20 protein-coding genes and 1 tRNA gene are annotated in these 18,325 nt (G+C 66.3%); 12 read left to right on the forward strand and 9 right to left on the reverse strand.

Annotated elements, in window-relative coordinates; genetic code table 11:
* The first annotated feature begins 18 nt into the window (after nucleotides 1-18).
* Nucleotides 19-531 carry a Fur family transcriptional regulator gene (locus FHS79_RS09560; protein ID WP_243452790.1) on the forward strand — a complete coding sequence of 171 codons (513 nt, stop codon included), beginning with the start codon at nucleotides 19-21 and terminating at the stop codon, nucleotides 529-531.
* A 97-nt stretch (nucleotides 532-628) separates the two neighbouring features.
* Nucleotides 629-2,560, forward strand: a complete 1,932-nt coding sequence (gene dxs, locus FHS79_RS09565; RefSeq protein WP_184198896.1) for a 1-deoxy-D-xylulose-5-phosphate synthase — start codon at nucleotides 629-631, stop codon at nucleotides 2,558-2,560.
* Nucleotides 2,561-2,564: 4 nt separating this feature from the next.
* On the opposite strand, the gene FHS79_RS09570 is transcribed toward dxs, so the two are convergent.
* Together FHS79_RS09570 and FHS79_RS18820 are read right to left on the reverse strand one after the other, a co-directional pair.
* Nucleotides 2,565-2,870, reverse strand: coding sequence for a BrnA antitoxin family protein (locus FHS79_RS09570; RefSeq protein WP_184198898.1), 306 nt, complete (start codon nucleotides 2,868-2,870; stop codon nucleotides 2,565-2,567).
* 88 nt (nucleotides 2,871-2,958) lie between these two features.
* A complete protein-coding gene (locus FHS79_RS18820; RefSeq protein WP_243452791.1) occupies nucleotides 2,959-3,102 on the reverse strand; it encodes a BrnT family toxin in 144 nt (47 codons plus the stop codon).
* Nucleotides 3,103-3,176: 74 nt separating this feature from the next.
* On the opposite strand from FHS79_RS18820, the gene FHS79_RS09580 reads away from it, so the two are divergent.
* Entirely contained in the window at nucleotides 3,177-4,394 is a 1,218-nt protein-coding gene (locus tag FHS79_RS09580) for a multidrug effflux MFS transporter (protein WP_243452792.1), read from the forward strand.
* Nucleotides 4,395-4,398: 4 nt separating this feature from the next.
* Here the strand turns inward: FHS79_RS09580 and FHS79_RS09585 are convergent, their stop codons facing one another.
* Entirely contained in the window at nucleotides 4,399-5,028 is a 630-nt protein-coding gene (locus FHS79_RS09585) for a glutathione S-transferase family protein (protein ID WP_184199008.1), read from the reverse strand.
* Nucleotides 5,029-5,076: 48 nt separating this feature from the next.
* On the opposite strand from FHS79_RS09585, the gene arfB reads away from it, so the two are divergent.
* Nucleotides 5,077-5,484 carry an alternative ribosome rescue aminoacyl-tRNA hydrolase ArfB gene (arfB, locus tag FHS79_RS09590; RefSeq protein WP_184198902.1) on the forward strand — a complete coding sequence of 136 codons (408 nt, stop codon included), beginning with the start codon at nucleotides 5,077-5,079 and terminating at the stop codon, nucleotides 5,482-5,484.
* Between the two features lie 142 nt (nucleotides 5,485-5,626).
* Nucleotides 5,627-6,001 carry a CsbD family protein gene (locus FHS79_RS09595; RefSeq protein WP_184198904.1) on the forward strand — a complete coding sequence of 125 codons (375 nt, stop codon included), beginning with the start codon at nucleotides 5,627-5,629 and terminating at the stop codon, nucleotides 5,999-6,001.
* A 58-nt stretch (nucleotides 6,002-6,059) separates the two neighbouring features.
* Here the strand turns inward: FHS79_RS09595 and mce are convergent, their stop codons facing one another.
* The 4 genes from mce to FHS79_RS09615 are packed head-to-tail and all read right to left on the reverse strand — an operon-like array spanning nucleotide 6,060 to nucleotide 9,533.
* Nucleotides 6,060-6,503: a methylmalonyl-CoA epimerase gene (gene mce / locus FHS79_RS09600; protein ID WP_184198906.1), complete on the reverse strand. Its 444-nt coding sequence runs from the start codon at nucleotides 6,501-6,503 to the stop codon at nucleotides 6,060-6,062.
* An 11-nt stretch (nucleotides 6,504-6,514) separates the two neighbouring features.
* Nucleotides 6,515-8,056, reverse strand: a complete 1,542-nt coding sequence (locus FHS79_RS09605; protein ID WP_243452793.1) for a DHA2 family efflux MFS transporter permease subunit — start codon at nucleotides 8,054-8,056, stop codon at nucleotides 6,515-6,517.
* 2 nt (nucleotides 8,057-8,058) lie between these two features.
* Entirely contained in the window at nucleotides 8,059-9,093 is a 1,035-nt protein-coding gene (locus FHS79_RS09610) for an HlyD family secretion protein (protein ID WP_184198908.1), read from the reverse strand.
* Nucleotides 9,090-9,533 (reverse strand): MarR family winged helix-turn-helix transcriptional regulator, encoded by a 444-nt coding sequence (locus FHS79_RS09615; RefSeq protein WP_184198910.1) that lies wholly within the window; start codon nucleotides 9,531-9,533, stop codon nucleotides 9,090-9,092. Before FHS79_RS09615 ends, FHS79_RS09610 begins: the two co-directional genes overlap by 4 nt.
* Nucleotides 9,534-9,645: 112 nt before the next feature.
* Here FHS79_RS09615 and FHS79_RS09620 point away from each other — a divergent pair.
* Nucleotides 9,646-9,722: transfer RNA gene (locus tag FHS79_RS09620), tRNA-Pro, on the forward strand.
* 17 nt (nucleotides 9,723-9,739) lie between these two features.
* On the opposite strand, the gene FHS79_RS09625 is transcribed toward FHS79_RS09620, so the two are convergent.
* Together FHS79_RS09625 and FHS79_RS09630 are read right to left on the reverse strand one after the other, a co-directional pair.
* Nucleotides 9,740-11,389, reverse strand: coding sequence for a DUF885 family protein (locus FHS79_RS09625; RefSeq protein ID WP_184198912.1), 1,650 nt, complete (start codon nucleotides 11,387-11,389; stop codon nucleotides 9,740-9,742).
* Between the two features lie 135 nt (nucleotides 11,390-11,524).
* Nucleotides 11,525-12,922 (reverse strand): glycoside hydrolase family 43 protein, encoded by a 1,398-nt coding sequence (locus FHS79_RS09630; protein WP_207792293.1) that lies wholly within the window; start codon nucleotides 12,920-12,922, stop codon nucleotides 11,525-11,527.
* 79 nt (nucleotides 12,923-13,001) lie between these two features.
* On the opposite strand from FHS79_RS09630, the gene FHS79_RS09635 reads away from it, so the two are divergent.
* The 6 genes from FHS79_RS09635 to FHS79_RS09660 all read left to right on the forward strand — a co-directional run bounded on the left by FHS79_RS09635 (nucleotide 13,002) and on the right by FHS79_RS09660 (nucleotide 18,306).
* Nucleotides 13,002-13,877: a phytanoyl-CoA dioxygenase family protein gene (locus tag FHS79_RS09635; RefSeq protein ID WP_184199018.1), complete on the forward strand. Its 876-nt coding sequence runs from the start codon at nucleotides 13,002-13,004 to the stop codon at nucleotides 13,875-13,877.
* 22 nt (nucleotides 13,878-13,899) lie between these two features.
* On the forward strand, nucleotides 13,900-14,997 hold the full coding sequence (locus FHS79_RS09640; protein WP_184198914.1) for an ATP-binding cassette domain-containing protein: 1,098 nt from the start codon (nucleotides 13,900-13,902) through the stop codon (nucleotides 14,995-14,997).
* Nucleotides 14,994-15,872 carry a carbohydrate ABC transporter permease gene (locus tag FHS79_RS09645; protein ID WP_184198916.1) on the forward strand — a complete coding sequence of 293 codons (879 nt, stop codon included), beginning with the start codon at nucleotides 14,994-14,996 and terminating at the stop codon, nucleotides 15,870-15,872. The genes FHS79_RS09640 and FHS79_RS09645 overlap by 4 nt, the downstream gene beginning before the upstream one ends.
* A complete protein-coding gene (locus tag FHS79_RS09650) occupies nucleotides 15,869-16,705 on the forward strand; it encodes a carbohydrate ABC transporter permease (protein ID WP_243453396.1) in 837 nt (278 codons plus the stop codon). The genes FHS79_RS09645 and FHS79_RS09650 overlap by 4 nt, the downstream gene beginning before the upstream one ends.
* Before the next feature lie 14 nt (nucleotides 16,706-16,719).
* The gene (locus FHS79_RS09655) at nucleotides 16,720-18,000 is read left to right on the forward strand and encodes an ABC transporter substrate-binding protein (protein ID WP_207792294.1); all 1,281 of its coding nucleotides are present in this window, start codon (nucleotides 16,720-16,722) and stop codon (nucleotides 17,998-18,000) included.
* A 66-nt stretch (nucleotides 18,001-18,066) separates the two neighbouring features.
* Nucleotides 18,067-18,306: a hypothetical protein gene (locus FHS79_RS09660; protein WP_184198921.1), complete on the forward strand. Its 240-nt coding sequence runs from the start codon at nucleotides 18,067-18,069 to the stop codon at nucleotides 18,304-18,306.
* The last annotated feature ends 19 nt before the right edge of the window (nucleotides 18,307-18,325 follow it).

Consider the following 18,325-nt stretch of genomic DNA (forward strand, 5'->3'; position numbering starts at 1 on the left):
AACACCGATATGGGAGGCATGGCTACGCATTCCATGAATTCACCGGCTGCCGATGGTGGCCGCGCGCATGATCATCGCGATCGCAAGGGCATGGCGCTGATCGAGGCGGCCGAGCAGGCGCTGGTGGCGACCGGAGAGCAATGGACGCCGATGCGCGCTGCCGTGTTCACGGCGCTGGCATCCTTCGATCGGCCGGCGAGTGCCTATGACGTGACCGACGCCGTGAGTGCAGCGCAGGAGCGGCGGGTGGCGGCGAACAGCGTGTACCGCATTCTCGATCTGTTCGTGGCGCGCAACGTGGCGATGCGGGTGGAGAGTGCGAATGCCTATGTGGCGAATGCGCACCCCGATTGCTCGCACGATTGCATCTTCCTGGTGTGCGACTCCTGCCGCCGGGCGACGCATGTCGATGACGATGCGCTGGGGCACATGCTTCGCGACCAGGCCGAGAAGCGCGGGTTCCGGCCGGCGAAATCGGTCATCGAGCTGCGGGGCCAGTGCGAGGCCTGCCGGGACGCGCCCGACCATTGATCGCCCCGCCGGTCGCCGTGCGGCATCGGCAGGCTCGTGACAGCGAGGGCGGTTATCGCTAGCAGTGTCGTATAGACTCAACAATTCTGGCAGGCCTGTGACTCAACGACCCCAAACGCCCTTGCTCGACACTGTCGATGTCCCCGCTGACCTGCGCAAGCTTTCGCACGGCCAGCTGCGCCAGCTGGCAGACGAACTGCGGACCGAGATGATCGACGCCGTCTCGACCACCGGCGGCCATCTCGGCGCCGGGCTGGGGGTGATCGAGCTGACGGTGGCGCTGCACTATGTTTTCAACACGCCGCAGGACCGGCTGATCTGGGATGTCGGCCACCAGGCCTATCCGCACAAGATCCTGACCGGCCGCCGCAAGCAGATTCGCACGTTGCGTCAGGGTGGGGGGCTTTCAGGCTTCACCAAGCGCGCCGAGAGCGAATATGATCCGTTTGGCGCGGCGCACAGCTCGACGTCGATTTCGGCAGCGCTCGGCTTTGCGGTGGCGAACAAGATGCAGGGCCGGCCGGGCAAGGGCATCGCCGTGATCGGTGATGGCGCGATGAGCGCCGGCATGGCTTATGAGGCGATGAACAACGCCAGCCAGGCGGGGAACCGGCTGGTGGTCATTCTCAACGACAATGACATGTCGATCGCGCCGCCGGTGGGGGCGCTTTCGGCGTATCTGGCGCGGCTGCTGTCGTCGCGAAGCTTCATGGAGCTGCGCGAGGCGATCAAGCAGATTGCCCGCAAGGCACTGCCCAGGCCGCTGATGAACGCGGCGCGGCAGGCGGACGAATATGCCCGCGGCATGGCGCAGGGCGGCGGCACGCTGTTCGAGGAGCTGGGCTTCTATTATGTCGGGCCGATCGACGGGCACAATCTCGAGCATCTTCTGCCGGTGCTGGAGAATGTGCGCGATTCCGCCGAAGGGCCGATCCTGGTTCATGTCGTGACGCAGAAGGGCAAGGGCTATGCGCCGGCCGAAGCGGCGGCGGACAAATATCATGGCGTGCAGAAGTTCGATGTGGTGTCGGGGGCGCAGCAGAAGTCCACACCCAAGGCGCCGGCCTATCAGAATGTGTTCGGCGATGCGCTGATTGCCGAGGCGCAGCGTGATCCGACGATCGTCGGCATCACCGCTGCCATGCCTTCGGGCACCGGGATCGATCGCTTCAACAAGGCATTTCCCGAGCGCACCTTCGATGTGGGTATTGCCGAGCAGCATGCGGTGACCTTTGCGGCCGGGCTGGCGGCCGAGGGCATGCGGCCGTTCTGCGCGATCTATTCCACCTTTCTGCAGCGCGCCTATGACCAGGTGGTGCATGATGTGGCGATCCAGAACCTGCCCGTGCGCTTCGCGATCGACCGTGCCGGGCTGGTGGGGGCGGATGGCTGCACCCATGCCGGCGCCTTTGATGTGACCTATCTCGCCACGCTGCCGAACTTCGTGGTGATGGCGGCGGCGGATGAGGCCGAGCTGGTGCATATGGTCCACACCGCCGCGATGCACGACAGCGGGCCGATTGCGGTGCGCTATCCGCGCGGCGAGGGCACCGGCGTGCCGCTGCCGGCGGTGCCGCAGCGACTCGAGATCGGCAAGGGCCGGATCGTGCGCGAGGGCAAGACCGTGGCGATCCTGTCGCTGGGCACGCGGCTTGCCGATGCGCTGAAGGCGGCCGACGAGCTGGAGCGCAAGGGCATTTCGACGACTGTGGCAGACCTGCGCTTCGCCAAGCCGCTCGATGTGGCGATGATCCGCTCGCTTGCGGTGTCACATGATGTGCTGGTGACGGTGGAGGAGAATGCCATCGGCGGCTTCGGCGCGCATGTGCTGACCTGGCTTTCGGACGAGGGGCTGACCGATGCCGGGCTCAAGGTGCGCACGTTGCGCCTGCCCGATATCTTCCAGGATCATGACAATCCGGCGAAGCAATATGCCGAGGCCGGGCTTGATGCGACGGCGATCGTGGCGACGGTGCTGGAAGCGCTGCGGTTCAATTCGGTGAATGTGGTGGAGGGTGCGCGAGCCTGAGTTTTCAGGATTGCGCTTCGTGCACATGCGCTTCGAGCAGCGCCGCGATACGGCGCTGCCAGCCCGGGCCGGTGCTGCGGAAATACGCCAGCACATGCGGTGGCAGCCGCATCGTGACGGGTTGGCGCGCGGCTGATCCGAGCGGCGGGCGGCCGATGGGGCGGATGCCATCCTTGGTGAGCACGCCGGTGGCGGGGCGGATGACCTTGTCGCCATGGCGGATCTCGGCGTGGGCGAACATTTCGTCGGTCCACTCGGGGGCATCATCAGGATCGATCCATTCGCCCGTATCGGGCTTGCTCGCGGTCATTGGCTTTCCTCATTGAAATGATGCGGCGTCCGGTCTTCGCTTCGGTCCAGACCAGCATGACGAGCCGGCCACGCAGCCAGCCATAGGTTTAAAATCGCTCCTCCCCATATTGTAGTCTGTCGTCTCGCAGCGAGACATGGTCACCCGCAAAGACCAACGCCGCATCGGCGAAATCGAGGCCGCGTTCAACCAGTGTGCGGTCGCGTTTCGCCAGGTCGAAGCTGATCTCCACTGGCGAATTAATGTATGCACAAAAATTGCGAAGTCAATGGTGGGGTTCGACAGGCCTCGACCGGAGGCGCTTTCATGCCTATGCCGCAGTGCATCATGGAAATAGCTGCTCCCTCCTCGCGTCAGCCCACAAGGGGCGAGCTGCTGCTGCTCGGTGCGCTGACCGCCTTCGGGGCGATGACGATCGATCTGTATCTGCCGACACTGCCGGTGATCGCGCGCGATTTCGGCGCGACGCCGGCGGCGGTGCAGCTGACTTTCACGGCGTTTTTCATCGGCATGGCGGCGGGGCAGCTCGTTTATGGTCCGGTGAGCGACCGAATGGGGCGGCGACCGGCGATCCTGTTCGGCTGCGTGCTGTATGTGGTGGCGTCGCTGGCGTGCGCTTTCGCGCCGACGATCGAATGGCTGGTGGCAGGGCGCTTCGTGCAGGCGCTGGGGTGCTGCGCCGGCATGGTGGTGGCGCGCGCCGTGGTGCGCGACCGCTATGACCATCGCGATTCGGCGCGGATCTTTTCGTTGCTGGTGCTTGTGCTGGCGGTGGCGCCGATGATCGCGCCGAGCGTGGGTGGTTGGCTGGCGGCGGTGGTGAGCTGGCGAGCGGTGTTCGTGGCGCTGGCGCTTTTTGGTGGCTGCATTCTGGCGGCGGTGTTCTGGCGGCTCGACGAAAGCCGCTCGGCGGCAACCGAGGCCAAGGCGCGCGGTGAGAAATGGTGGGAGAGCTATGCCGATCTGTTCCGCCACCGGCGGCTGATGGGCTATGTGCTGGTGGGGGCGGCAAACGGCGCCACGCTGTTCGGCTATATCGCGACAGCGCCCGACCTGGTGATCGATGTCTGGGGGTTCACCAGCGGCCAGTTCAGCATGATCTTCGCATTCATCGCCTTCGGGGTTATCGGCTCGTCGCAGGTCAATCGCGCGCTGCTCAAGCGGCACTCGCCCGATGCCGTGCTTGCGGTTGCGGTGCTGGTGGCGGCACTTTTCGGCCTGGGGGTGCTCGGGCTGGCGCTGGCAGGGGCGGGGCATTGGTGGATGATCGGCGCCTTTTTCGCGGTGCTGACGTCGAACGGATTCATTGCCGCCAATGCGCTGGCGGGTGCGCTCAACGTCGATCCGCTGCGTGCGGGTGCAACGTCGGGCCTTTATGGGGCGGGCAATTTTGCGGTGGGCGCGGTGGCGTCGGCGGTGGCAGCCGTGCTCCACGATGGCACGGCACTGCCGGTATCCTTGGTGATGGCGGTGGCGCTGATCGGGGCGGCCCTCGCCTATTACGGACTGGCGCGGCCGCGCTGAGCGATCACTTCAGGTGGAAGTTGTACGGCTCGGTTTTTGTGGCGGCCGCGATCCAGGCCGGGCGCGCCTGGATGCGCTTGGCATAGGCGAGCACATTGGGGAAATGCGCGCCAAGCCCCTGCATTGCGGCGATTTCGGCGATGAAGCTCATCATGATATCGGCACCTGAGAGGCTGTTGTCGATGAGCCAATCATTGTCGCCGAGGCTGGCCGACAGAAAGCTGACAAACGAGCCGATCTGTTCCTTGATGCGCGGCTGCAGCGGGGCACCCGCGTCCCCGAGGCGGGCGGTGTAAAGCGCCAGAAGGAACGGTGTCATTGCCGAGCCTTCGGCGAAGTGCAGCCATTGCAGATAATCCTCATGCGCCGGCGTGCCGGGAACGGGCATCAGCTTTCCCTGGCCGTGATGGCGGAGGATATAATCGGTGATGGCGCCCGATTCGATGATGACGCGGTCCCCATCCTGCAGCACCGGGGATTTGCCGAGCGGGTGGATGGCCTTGAGCTCGGGGGGGGCGAGGCTGGTTTCGGCGTCGCGGGAATAGGCCTTGATCTGATAGGGGGTGCCCAGCTCCTCGAGCAGCCAGAGGATGCGCTGCGAGCGGCTGTTGTTGAGGTGGTGGACGATGAGCATGGCAATATTCTCCGCTGGTTGGACCAAGGTTAGCCGAGGGATGCGGGCATGGGTATCGTGATTCCGGAGGACGAGCTGCAGGAGGCTTTCATTCGCGCTTCCGGCCCCGGCGGGCAGAACGTCAACAAGGTGAACACAGCGGTGCAGCTGCGCTTCGATGTGCGGCACTCGCCGAGCCTGCCCGACGATGTGGCGGTGCGGCTGATGCGGCTGGCCGGGAGCCGGATGACGCGCGACGGAGTGCTGGTGATCGAGGCGAGCCGGTTCCGCACGCAGGAACGCAACCGCGCCGATGCGAGGTTGCGGCTGGCGGCGCTGGTGGCGGCGGCGGAGGTGCGGCCGGTGAAGCGGCGGCCGACGAAGCCGACAAGGGCGAGCGGCGAGCGGCGGCTGGCGGGGAAAGCGGTGCGGTCGGGAGTCAAATCGGGACGTGGACGCGTGCGATCGGACGACTGATCGGCGGCACGAAATTGCAACGCAATACGCTCACGTCGGGTTTCTTTCCACGGCGTGCCCTTCAAATGCAACGATAGGCACCCTATTTCTGTTGTGGTGGACACCAACCGGTTTGGCACAACATATTTGAAGGGAACGAACTATGGCTATCAACAAGGATTCGATCGAGGGCAATGTCGACCAGCTTTCGGGCAATGTCGGCCAGATGGCGGGCAAGGGCGAAGCGTTTGTCGGCAATGCGATCGGCGACACCGAGACCGAAGTGAGCGGCAAGGTTCGCGAGCTCAAGGGCAAGGCGCAGGAAGTTTATGGCAAGGCACGCGAGAGCTATGGCAAGGCCAGCGAGCAGGTGAAGGATTGGGCTGACCACGCCCCCGAGAGCGTGCGAGAAGCCCGCGAGAAGGCCGCGCGTGCTGCCGAGGACGTGCGCCACCAGGTGCAGGAGCAGCCGCTTGCCACCCTCGCCGGCGGCATTGCACTCGGCTTCGTGGTCGGCTGGTTGCTCAACCGCCGCTAAGCGTTTCGACAGACCGAAAACCGGGGCCGCAGGAGATGATCCTGCGGCCCTTTTCGTTTCAATAGTGATCCGGCGTCGCCATCAGCTCGATGAGCACGCCGCCGGTGTCGCGCGGGTGGACGAAGATGATCGGCACGCCGTGCGCGCCGATGCGCGGCTCGCCGGACCCGAGCACGGTGGCGCCGCGGGCGCGCATGGCATCGCGCGCGGCGATGATGTCCGCAACCTCGAAGCAGACATGGTGCTGGCCGCCGGCCGGGTTCTTCTTGAGGAAGCCGTGGATGGGGCTGTCGGGGCCGAGCGGCTCGATGAGTTCGAGCTGGCTGTTGGCGACATCGATGAAGGCGACGCGTACGCCCTGGGCGGGAAGATCGAAGGGCGGGGTGCTGACGGTGGCGCCGAACAGCCGCGCGTACATGGCGATTGTGTCGTCGATGCTGGGGCAGGCGATGCCGACATGGTTGAGGCGACCCAGGAGAAGGGGGGGCAAGTCGTCGGTCATGGCAAACTCCTTCATTCGGGCATGTGAACGGGCGTGGCAGCGCCAGCCGCCGGGCGCAAGAGCAGCAGCAGCGGCAGCATGGCGATGGTAAGCCAGAACATCAGCATGAACACATCGATATAGGCGATGAGCAGCGCCTGGGCGTTGATGATGCCATCGAGCCCGGCGATGACCGCGACGCCTGAGGCGCCGGCGGCGGCGGCGAGATCGGGATTGGCGATCGGCGTGTTGTAGGCGGTGATGCCGCCGGCGATATCGGCATGCGAGGTCTGCTGCTGGTGCGCCAGCATCGAGATGGCGAGGCTGATGCCGACCGAGCCACCGATGTTGCGCATCAGCATGTAGAAGGCCGAAGCCTCGGTGCGCAACATGGTCGGCAACGTGCTGAAGGCGATGGTGTTGAGGGGCACGAAGATGAGGCCGAGGCCGAAGCCCTGCAGGGCGGCGGTGGTGATGAAGGGGGTCTTGTCCATCACCGGCGCGAAGCCTGTCATCATCCAGAGGCCGGCTGCCGTGCAGCCGATGCCGGCGAGGATGACGAGGCGTGGCTCGACCTTGCCGATCAGCCGGCCGGCGAGGAGCATTGCGAGCGCCATGCCGAGCCCTCGCGGCATTTGCAGGATGCCGGCCTCGACGACCGGATAGCCATAGAGCGTTTGCAGGAGCGTGGGCATGAGGGCGGTGGTGCCGACGAGCAGAACGCCGACGATCGCGATGAACAGGAAGCCGAGCATGACGTTGCGATCGGTGAGCAGGCGGCGGCTGAGGATGGCGTTGTCCGCCGTCGTGAGGTGGACGCCGAAAGCCCAGAGGGCCGCGACGGCCAGTCCCATTTCCAGCCGCACTTCCCAGCTTGCGAGCCAATCGAGCTGGTGGCCGCGATCGAGGCCCAGTTGCAGCGCGCCCATGCCGATGGCGAGCAGGGTGAAGCCGAGGAGATCGAACTTGCGCGGCTGGCTGGCCGGCTTGGGCAGCACGGCGCTGGCGAGCAGGATGGTCAGGATGCCGACGGGCAGGTTGATGAAGAAGACCCAGCGCCAGTCGTAGCGATCGGTAAGCCAGCCGCCGATGACGGGGCCGAGGATGGGGCCGACCATGATGCCGACGCCGAACAGTGCCAGCGCCTGGCCCTGGCGCGCGCGCGGCCAGGCATCGAGGATGAAGGCCTGCGAGAGGGGTGCGATGACGGCGCCGGTGGCGCCTTGCAGGATGCGGTAGAGCACCATCTCGGGAAGCGACTGCGCCAGCCCGCACGCCATCGAGGCGAGAGTGAAGGCGGCGACGGCGAACAGGTACAGCCGGCGGCGGCCGATGCGGTCCGCCAGCCAGCCGGTGAGCGGTGTGGCGATGGCAGTGGCGACGATGTAGCTGGTGAGGACCCAGGTGACGCTGTCGGCCGCGGCGCCGAGGCTCGGCTGCATGTGGGGAAGGGCGACATTGGCGATCGTCGAATCGAGGATCGTCATGAAGGTGCCGAGCATCACGGCGAGCGTGATGAGCCGGCGCTGGCCGCTGTCGGCCAGGGCTGAGGCGGGCAGCGCTGCGGTCGTCAAGCTCAGCGACTCGTGTCGATGGTCACGGTGGCGGACAAGCCGGCGATGAGGGGGACAGTCGGCGGGCCCACGAGGGCGATGCGGACGGGCACACGCTGCACGACCTTGACCCAGTTGCCGGTGGCGTTCTGTGCCGGCAGCACGGAAAATTCCGAGCCGGTGCCGGCACCGATTGACTCGACTCGGCCCCTGAGGGGAGAGCCGGGATAGGCGTCGAGCACGATCTCGGCGGTCTGGCCGGGGCGCATCGGCTCGAGGTCGGTCTCCTTGAAATTGGCCTCCACATACGGATTGGCGCCGAGCATGATCGCCATGGTGGGAATGCCGGTGGCCATGACCTGGCCGGGAAGCACCTTGGTGGTCTGCGTGGCAATGCCGTCGGCGGGCGCCTTGATGATGGTGCGCGAGAGATCGAAGGCGGCCCGGTCGCGAGCCGCCTGTGCGGCGAGGATGAGCGGGTGGGTGCCGCGCAGCGCCACATTGGCGCGTGCCGCGGCGCCGGCTTCGTCGGCGAGCGCCGAGGCGAGGGCGGCCTGGGCCTGGGTGAGCGCGGATTCGGCGGCCTGGAGGCGGGCGCGGGTGGCGAAGCCATCGGCAACGAGCTTCTGCTGGCGGTCGAGCTCTTGCGCGGCGAAGCGCACGGCATCGCGCCGCGCATCGACATCGGCGCGGCGGCCGGTGGTGCCGGTGGTGAGCTCGGCGACTTGCAGCCGGGCGCTGGCGAGGCGCGCTTCGGCTTCGGCGAGTGCGATGCGGAATGGCTCGTCGGCGAGGCGGATGATGACCTGGCCGCGCTGGACGGGCTGGGATTCGCGGACCAGCACCTGCTCGACGCGGCCGGTGACATCGGCGCTGATGCTCACGCGGTCCTGCTGGACATAGGCATTGTCGGTGCTCACCGAGCCGGTTTGGCCGAGCCAGAGCCAGCCGCCGACACCGGCGAGCAGCAGAGCGGGGGCCGCCATCAGCAGCCAGGGCTTGCGGCGGCGCGGAAGCACTTCGGCCTGGATGGTGGCAGGATCGGGAAGGGCGTTCATGCGCTGGCCTTGGCGGCCGCGCCGGGGGTGGTGAGGTTGGACCGCACGCGGAGCAGCAGGCCGGCGAGTTGCTCCTGCTCGGCGTCCGACAGCCCGTCGAGCGTTTCGGCCATCACATCGGCGCCGATGGTGCGGAGCGCCTCGAGGATGGGGTGGGCGCGGGGGCGAAGGAAGAGCCGCCAGGCGCGGCGATCGGCGGGATCGGCACGGCGCTCGACGAGATCGGCATCGGCAAGGCGATCGACCATGCGGCCGACGGTGATCGTCTCGACATCGAGCGCCTCGGCAAGGCCGGCCTGGTTGATGCCCTCGACGCGGCTCAGTGCGAACAGCACCTGCCATTGCGCGCGGCTGACCCCGAGGGTGCGGGCGCGTGCGTCGAAGCGGCGCCGGAGCAGACGCGACGAATCGCCGATGAGGACAGCAAGGCTATCAGACATGCCTGCTGATAATATGCATGCTTATGATTGCCAAGCTTGGCAAATGTCTCAGCCTCATCGCGCGATTGCTGGTTGCGCTGAGGCGTGCGGGCGGCTATGCGCGCCCTTCGGTCGGAGCGTGGCGCAGCCTGGTAGCGCACTAGACTGGGGGTCTAGGGGTCGCAGGTTCGAATCCTGTCGCTCCGACCAGCTTTCCCCCCAGAATTTCATTTGACGGCAGGCATCGGCGTATCGTCGAAAAGCCAGGGCAGGTCGCTGTCGTTGCCGGTCATCTCGTAGCGGATGAGCGACATCGGGATGCGGCCGCGGCGGATGAAATCATCGTGGAAGGCCTTGAGCTCGAACTTGTCCCCGAGCTGCTGGCGGCGCTCGGAGAGGAGGTTCCACATCTGCACATTGCCGATGGTATATTCGAGGCCGTGGCCGGGGAGGGTGCGGATATGGGCGTATTTGCGCGCGACATCGGCATCGAGCAGCGGTGTGACCTTGAGCCAGTAGGCGGACACTTCGGCCGCGGTCTTCTCGTTGCGCTGGTTCCAGACGTCTCCGAGTGCACGGGCGGCGCGCCACAGGCCGAAGAGCTGGATGAGCTCGCGCTGGCGGGGCTGATCATCGAAGAAGCCGGCCTGGAGGGCTGCTTCCTCCAGATAGACCGCCCAGCCCTGCCAGCGGGCGCCATCGACCACCCCGGCGCGGATGGGATTGGGGTTGGCGTTGGAGATGAGCAGATCGAAGCGGTGGCCGGGGATGACGGCGTGGAGATGATCGGGCGAGGGATCGCGGAACTGGATCTGCTCCCAGTAATTGGGCGGCGTCGCGCGGGTGATGAAGGGGACGTTGATCGGCTCGGAATAGGTGCCCGGCACGATGAGCTTGCGCCAGTCGGCGGGGATCATGTCGGGGATGGAGATGAAATCTTCCTCGACGAGGAAGCGCCGGACGCGGGCATCGGTCGCCTCGACGCGCGCCATGTATTCGGCGTCCGAGGCGGCGAGCTTGATCTCGGGAAGAGCGCGGTTGCGGTGGCGCTCGAGGGCGTAGAAGCCCCATAGCCGGTCGAGTTCGCGCTGGCTGAGCGTGGCGGCATCCTGCGAGGTGTAGGGCATCAGCAGCACATGGCGGAGGTACCAGTCGAGCGCTTCCGTGCCGACGCCGGCGCGGCCTTGCATGCGCGGGCGCTCGGAGGCGAGCCAGCGGCGATAGTCTTCCAGCGCCGCAATGGCCTTTTCGATATCCGGCACGAGGGCGGGTGCCTCTTTGGCGGCGCGGCCCTGCAGATCCTTGTACCAGCCGATGACGCCCCTGGGCGGATCGGCGCGATAGGGGTAGCCGTCCTCGACACCATCGGACTGGACGAGCGAGCGCAGCGCCAGGTCGGCATGGTCGGCGGCGACATCATCGAGCGTTGCGCGCGCATTGGCGAGCGTCGTCGGCACGCCGCGCAGCTTTGCGGCAAAGGCCGGGTCGCCGGGCAGGGTGGTGAAGGCGAGACGCTGGATGGGCTCGAGAACGAAACCGGGGTCGCGTGCCCAGGGACGCGTGATCTTGTGGACGAACTCGGCTTCATCGAGCCGCGAGCGCACCACCAGCCAATCGGCCTTCTGGTGGCGTGGCCAGCCCTGGACACCGATGCGGTTCAGCCGCGCGCGAAGGGCGCCGAGCGTTTCCAGTCGAGCGGCGACGGCCTGCGGGGTGTGCTCGGTGCCGATGCCGGCTTTCCAGGCCTGATATTCGCCGAAAAGCGCCACCAGATCGGTATGGTTGCCGCGGCCGGCCGGCTCGCCGGCACTCGCCGGACTGGCAAGCAGCAGCGCCAATGTGGTGGCCAGGATTGTTCCTCGAATGCGCATGATCATTCCCCTTTTCCCGAGAAGAATGTAACGCAAAAAAATGACGCATGGCGAACATTTGTTCGCCAGCAAGTAGAATCTGCCACTGCCGGTACGGCGCGCCTACCTGCACCAGGCGTTGAATGAAGCAGGCAGAAGGACTTAGCCGACGTCTACCTTGTCGGCGGAGAAGTGCAGGGGTGCGGTCAGAAGTGCGCGGAAGGCGTTGTAGCCACCGGTGCCGGGGAAGAAGGCGTGGAAGAAGAGCTGCGGCTCGCCTTCGAGATTGCAGGCCACCGAGGCATGGCCGGGGGCCCACCAGCTTCGCGTCGACTTGAGGAGCGCCCCTTGCTGCTTGACATAGGGGCCGAGCGGATGATCGGCGACGGCGACGCCGATCCCATAGGCCGGGGTGCCGAAATCATTGCCGGCATAGAACATCCAGTAGCGGCCCTTCTGCAAGGTGACCCATGGGCCCTCGATCAGATGGCCTTCCCACTCCTGGTCGTTGGTGAGAACGATCGAGTCCTCGCCGATCAGTTCGCCATCGTCGCCGAGGCGCTGGACGTGGATCGGCGTGCTCATGGCATCGAGAATGTCTTCCGCACCCTCGATGGTGGCGAGAAACGCCTTGGCATGGCTCCAGTTGGCGATCACCGCCTCGATCAGCGGCTGCATCAGGAAGAAGCGCTCGATCGGCCGGCGTCCGTTGGCCCAGGGCTGGATGGCGGCGGCGAAAGCGGCGGTGCGACGGTCGGCTTCGCTCGTGAAAAGTTGGTCGATCAACTCGGGCTGGCGGCGGAGCAGGCCTGCCAGAGGGCGGGGCCAGACGCCGTTGGTGTCGCGCTTCCAGAACAGGTAGCGCTCGCCATTGGTGTCGATGAAGATGTGGGAATCGATGACGCCGCCGCTCATCATCGGCTGGGTCGGATCGTCGGGCATGCCGCTGGTGTTGTAGGCATGGCTGTTGACCAGCGGGTGTCCAAGGTCGGTCCAGGGCCCGGTCGGATGCGGCGCGCGGGCGAGGCCGATCGCGAGCGCGTTGGACTTCTGGCGGGCAGTGTAGACGATCCAGTATTCATCGCCGCATTTGGCCATTTCCGGTGCCCAGAAATCTCCGACGAACCGCCCATGCGCTGTCCAGGCCGGAGCTTCGCCGCTGGGGAAGACAAAGCCGCGATGGGTCCAGCTCATCAGGTCGTCGGAGTGGAGGATCGGAAAGGCATCGGGCGCATCGTTCGACGTCGCGACGAGGTAATAGCCTTCTTCGGTCTTGAGCACGGCGGGATCGCCATAGCCGGCCGTGGTGAGGGGGCTGAGGTTCTCGAGGATGAGCGGGCGCCATTCGGGTTCGACACCTTCGGTCGGAGGCAGCGACCGGTGCATGTCGGGCGAGCGGGTGCCGAAATCACGGGAAAGCTCGCTGTGGAACAATGCGTAATGCTGATGCTGTCCGGTGGGGATGCGATATGTGACCGATCTTTCGCCATGACGAACCGTCAGGCGGGTGGCGATGCCATCGGCAACGGGTTCGACCTGGAATGATTCGCTCTTGCTCATGGCCTTCAAATAGCCGTCTCGCCATCGACTGGAAAAGAGGATAAATCATAATTGTCATACAAAATGGAATTTTGTGCAGATGAATGGTGGTGCTGCCGCGACGATCGAGCCGTCCGAGATCATGGGCGGGCTCTTTGGCGACGGGATCATCGGGTTGAAGGGGGCTTTCGAGCCGCGTTTTGCCGATGGTCTTCATCATGACCTGATGACGCTTTTTGCCGAGGCGCGGCAGGTAACGGGCGGCGCGCTGCCGCGTGGGCCGCAGCGCTGGTATGTCGAGGTGCAGCCCGAGCGGATCGGCGGGTTTGTCGCCATCGTCACCCATCCCTGGTTCGTGGCGGTGTGCGAGACGGTGCTGACGAAGCGCTATCGCATCGTCGAGGTCGGGTTCGACATTCCGTTTCCCGGCGCTGCCGACCAGCCGTGGCACCGGGATTTCGCGGTGCCGGCGGCGACCAGCCGCGATCGCCGCCTCGATTCCCTCGCGTTCAACCTGACGACGGTCGACACCAGGCCCGAGCATGGGCCGTTCGAGATTGCGCCCGGCACCCAATGGGACGAGTTCGACGGCTGCGAGCAGGGCATGTTTCCGCCGCAGGCGCTCTGGGAGCGCTACCGGGCACGGGCGGTGCGCAAGATGCCGCAACGTGGCGATATTTCGGCACGTTCGGCGCTGACCGTGCACCGCGGCACGGCGAACCGGTCGGACGAGCCGCGACCGGTGCTGGTGATCGGTGTCGATGCCCCCGACGCCTGCAACGCCGACCACCATGATCTGCAGGTGACGCGCGGCTGGCTCGACGCGGCTCCGGCGCAGGTGCGCGAGCATCTTGCTGCGCGCGTCGTCGAGCGGCTCGAGCCAGTCATCCAGCACCATGTCATCGAAGGCCTGCTTGCGGCTGACGATGATGGCGGGGCGTTGACGCAGGCCCCGATCTGCTCGACAACCGAATAAGTATGATAATAAGGGAGAGCCCGTGGCCAGCCTTGCGCTGAAGGACGTCCACAAGTCGTATGGCGATACGCTCGTGCTCGATCGTGTGTCGCTCGAGGTTGCAGCGCGTGAGCTGATCGCTTTTCTGGGGCCTTCGGGAAGCGGCAAATCGACGTTGCTCAGGATCATTGCCGGGCTGGAGACGGCCGATGGCGGCGAGGTGTGGCTGGAGGGCCGCCGGATTGATGCGCTGCCGCCGGGGGACCGCGGTGTCGCGATGGTGTTCCAGCATTATGCGCTCTATCCGCACATGACCGTGCGCGAGAACATGGCCTTCGGCCTGCGCAACGCCGGCGTGCCGAAACCCGAGATCGACGCGCGGATCGCGCAGGCGGCGCATGTCCTGGAGATCGAGGCGCAGCTCGAGAAGAAGCCCGGCCAGATGTCGGGCGGGCAGCGGCAGCGCGTCGCGATCGGCCGGGCGATCGTGAAGCAGCCCAAGCTGTTCCTGCTCGACGAGCCGCTGTCCAACCTCGATGCGGCGCTGCGCACGCGGACGCGGGTGGAGCTTGCGCAGCTGCGCCAGCGGGTCGATGCGGCGCTGATCATGGTGACGCACGACCAGGCCGAGGCGATGACGCTGGCCGACCGGATGGTGGTGCTGAACGAGCGCCGGATCCAGCAGGTGGGCACGCCGATGGACATCTATGCCCGCCCGGCCAATGCCTTTGTGGCGCGGTTCGTGGGGTCCCCGGCGATGACGCTGGCTCCGGCGACCGTGATGCCGGGGAATGACAGGTTCGCACGCGTTAGGCTGGCAGGTGGTGCCGAGGTGATGACCCGGGTGCCGCGGAACGGGCTGGTGGATGGCGCGCCGGTGTCGCTCGGCCTGCGGCCCGAGCATGTTTCGCTGGCGCCTGCCGAGGCGGCGACCTTGCAGGCCGAGGTCATCCTGGTGGAGCGGCTGGGCGACCGGACGTTTGTTTATGCCTGCCTTGCCGATGGGCTCGAAATGATCGCGCAGGATATCGGCAGCAGCGCCGTGCGCGTCGGTGACCGGGTGGGGCTGCGGATCGATGGCGATGCGGCGCATCTTTTCGAGGCGGACGGCACGGGGCGGCATGCGGATGCGGCCACATGAAGTCCGGCGGCGCACCCCGGCGGCTCGAGGGCCTGGCCTTTGTGGCGCCGTTCCTGCTGCTCTATGGCGTGGTGCTGATCTGGCCGCTGCTGATGGGCATCGGCATCAGCTTTCACCGCGCCGACCTGTTCGGCGCGCGCGAATGGATCGGGCTCGGCAATTATGCCACCGCCTTGGCCGACCCGGTGGTGCATCAGGCGATCGGCAACACGCTGCTGCTGGCGCTGCTGATCGTGCCGCCGCTGACGGCGCTGGCGCTGCTGCTGGCGCTGGCGCTCAACCGCGCCACGCGCGGTGCGGCGGTGTTCAGGGGCATCTTCTTTTCGTCCTCGGTGCTGTCGGTCACCATCGTCACGCTGATCTGGCGCTTCATCCTGACGCCCGATGCCGGGCTGCTGGCGGTGGCGGCGGATGCGCTGGGGCGGGAGCCGCTGCCGTTCCTGAGCGACCAGGCGCTGGTGATCCCGGCGATCGCCATCACCACGATCTGGTGGTCCTTGGGCTTTCCGATCATGCTGTTTCTGGCGGGGCTGCAGCAGGTGCCGGCGGATGTGTATGAGGCGGCGGCGCTCGACCGCGCCGGGCGGTGGACGACCTTTCGGCACATCACGCTGCCGGCGATCCGGCGCACGCTGCTGCTGGTGGTGATGCTGCAGACGGTGGGACAGCTGCAATTGTTCGGGCAGGCGCAGCTGCTCACCGGCGGCGGGCCGGGGGGCGGGTCGCGGACGATCGTGCTCGCCATCTTCGAGGTGGCGTTCGGGCGGTGGGAGCTGGGCTATGCGACCGCACTTGCCGAGATTCTGTTCGCGATGATCCTGGTGGTGACGCTGCTGCAATATTGGCTGGTGACGCGCCGCGAGGATGCGGGGTGAGCGCGACATCACCGCGAGCCGGGCTTTCGGGGCCGGTGCTGGCGTTGCTGCTGGTGGGGGCGGCGGTGATGCTGACGCCGATGGTGTGGACGCTGCTGCTTTCGGTGAAGAGCAATGCCGCTTTGCTGGGCGACAGTGGCGCTGCGCTTTCGCCACCCTATACGCTCGACAATTACCGGGCGATCCTTGCGGACCGGCTGACGTCGCGCTGGCTGCTGAACAGCCTGATCGTGTCGCTTGGCACGACGGCGGGGGTGCTGGTGCTGTCTTCGCTGGCGGGATTTGCCTTTGCGCGGCTCGAATTTCCGTTCCGCCGGTCGCTGTTCCTTTTCGTGCTGCTGGGGCTCGCGATTCCGGAGCAGGCGGTGATCCTGCCGCGGCACCAGCTGTTTGCAACGCTGGGGCTGCACAACAGTTATCCGGGGCTGATCCTGCCGGGGCTGACAGGCTCGTTCGGCGTGTTCTTCATGACGCAATATTTCCGCGCCATCCCGCGCGACCTCGATGAAGCGGCGCTGCTGGACGGGGCCTCGCGCCTCCGGCTGTTCTGGAGCGTGTTGTTGCCGCTCACGATCCCGGCGCAGGCGACGCTCGGCGTCTTCACGTTCCTGGCTTCGTGGAACGATTACTGGTGGCCGCTGATCTCGGCGACGACGAGCGACTATTACACGCTGACCGTGGGCCTCGCATCGGCGCAGATGAACTATGCCCAGACGAGTGGTCTCGGCTTTCTGATGGCGCAGGCGGTGTTTGCATCGGTGCCGATCCTGATCGTGTACATCGTCTTCCAGAAGCAGATCGTGCGCGCCATGGCCGGGACCGCGGTGCGATGAGGTGGTGCGGGCTGTTGTTGCTGCTGCTGGCGGGGTGTGCGGCGCCGGACCAGCGCCCCGAGATCGTGGTGCAGCGCTTCTTCGGGGAATGCGGCGTCATTCATGGCGGCAGCACCGATGTCGCTGCGGCCGACACCGAGTGCGGCATCCTGACGACGCTGTTCAACCGGTTCGAGGCCGAGAATCCGGACATTCGGTTGAAGGTGAATGTCGTGGCCTGGCCGGGTTATCCGCAACTGGCCGCCCAGATTGCCGCCGGTGACCCGCCAGACCTGGTAACGATGCACCAGTCGGTGATTTCGGACTATCAGGACCGGGGCCTGCTCGAGCCGATGGACGGCGTTCTTGTGGAGGCGGGCGTGGACGCTGCGACCTTCACCCCTGCCGCGCGGGCCGGGGTGGTGAAATACGGGCGGGTTTATGCCATGCCCTGGGACACGATCGGGCGGCTGTTCCACATCAACACCCGGCTGATGGCACAGGCCGGCTTGATGCGGGATGGCAAGCCGGTGCTGCCGCGATCGCCCGACGAGCTTCTTGCCCAGGCCCGGCAGTTCAAGGCAGCGACGGGCAAGCCCTATCTTGTGCAAGCGCATGTCAATGCGCCCGATTTTCATGTGGCGCTGCTCTACACCTATTTGCTGGCACAGGGTGATACGATCTTCCCCGATGCGCGGCATGTGCGGCTCGACACGCCGGCGGCGCGGCAGGTGGTAGCGTTGTTCCGCCAGCTGCATGCCGAGGGGCTGACGACGCGCAACCAGGATTTCCCCGCCGCGACGGCGCGCTTCGTGCAGGGCGGCGGCGGCATCTTTCCGGTCGGCACCTGGATGATCGGGCCCTATGATGCGGAGGCGGCGCGGCCGGGATCCGCACTCTACCGGAGCTATGCGATCGCGCCGTTTCCGAGGTTGTGGGGGCAGGATGCCGCCTTTGTCGATGGCCATGCCTGGGTGATGCCGCGGGCGGCGCGCAGCCGCAGCGAACGGGCCGCGATCGCGCGGTTTCTGGGGTTTCTCGCGCGGTACAATGCCGATTGGTCGCGGACGGGGCAGCTGCCGGCGTTTCAGCCGGTGCTGGAGACGGACAGCTTCCGCGCGCTTCCGCACCGGGGCGACATTGTTGCCATCGCAAGCACCGGCACCCAGCTTCCCGAGCATGTGCGGCGCCAGAGCGCGATCCAGGGCCTGATCGGCGAAGAGCTCGAGGCGGCGGTGACCGGGATAAAGCCGATCGACCGGGCATTGGCGGACGCCGAGCGCAGGGTGAACCGGCTTTATGCTGAACTTCCCTGACTTGTGCCGTCAACATCATCGTGTTTCCATGAAGGTTGCGCACGACGCGATTGCGGGGGGTTGCCGATGAGCAGGACGATCAGGGACTATGTCGTGATACCCGAAACAGCGTCGCTCGACGCGCTGATCGAGCGGTTGACGGCCATCCGCGACGGCGCGGCGCACGGGCTGGATGCCAAGGTGCGTCTGCGCGGTGATGATGATTTCGGTCGGCATATTGCCGTGGTATTCGATCGGCCATTGACGGCTGTGGAAGCAGGGCTGGAGCGTCGATACGCCGAGGTTGCGCTGAAGGTCGCGGCCTGAAGCGGATGTGATGGGCGAG

This window comes from Polymorphobacter multimanifer, assembly GCF_014205635.1.
In the GTDB taxonomy this organism is placed as follows: domain Bacteria; phylum Pseudomonadota; class Alphaproteobacteria; order Sphingomonadales; family Sphingomonadaceae; genus Sandarakinorhabdus; species Sandarakinorhabdus multimanifer.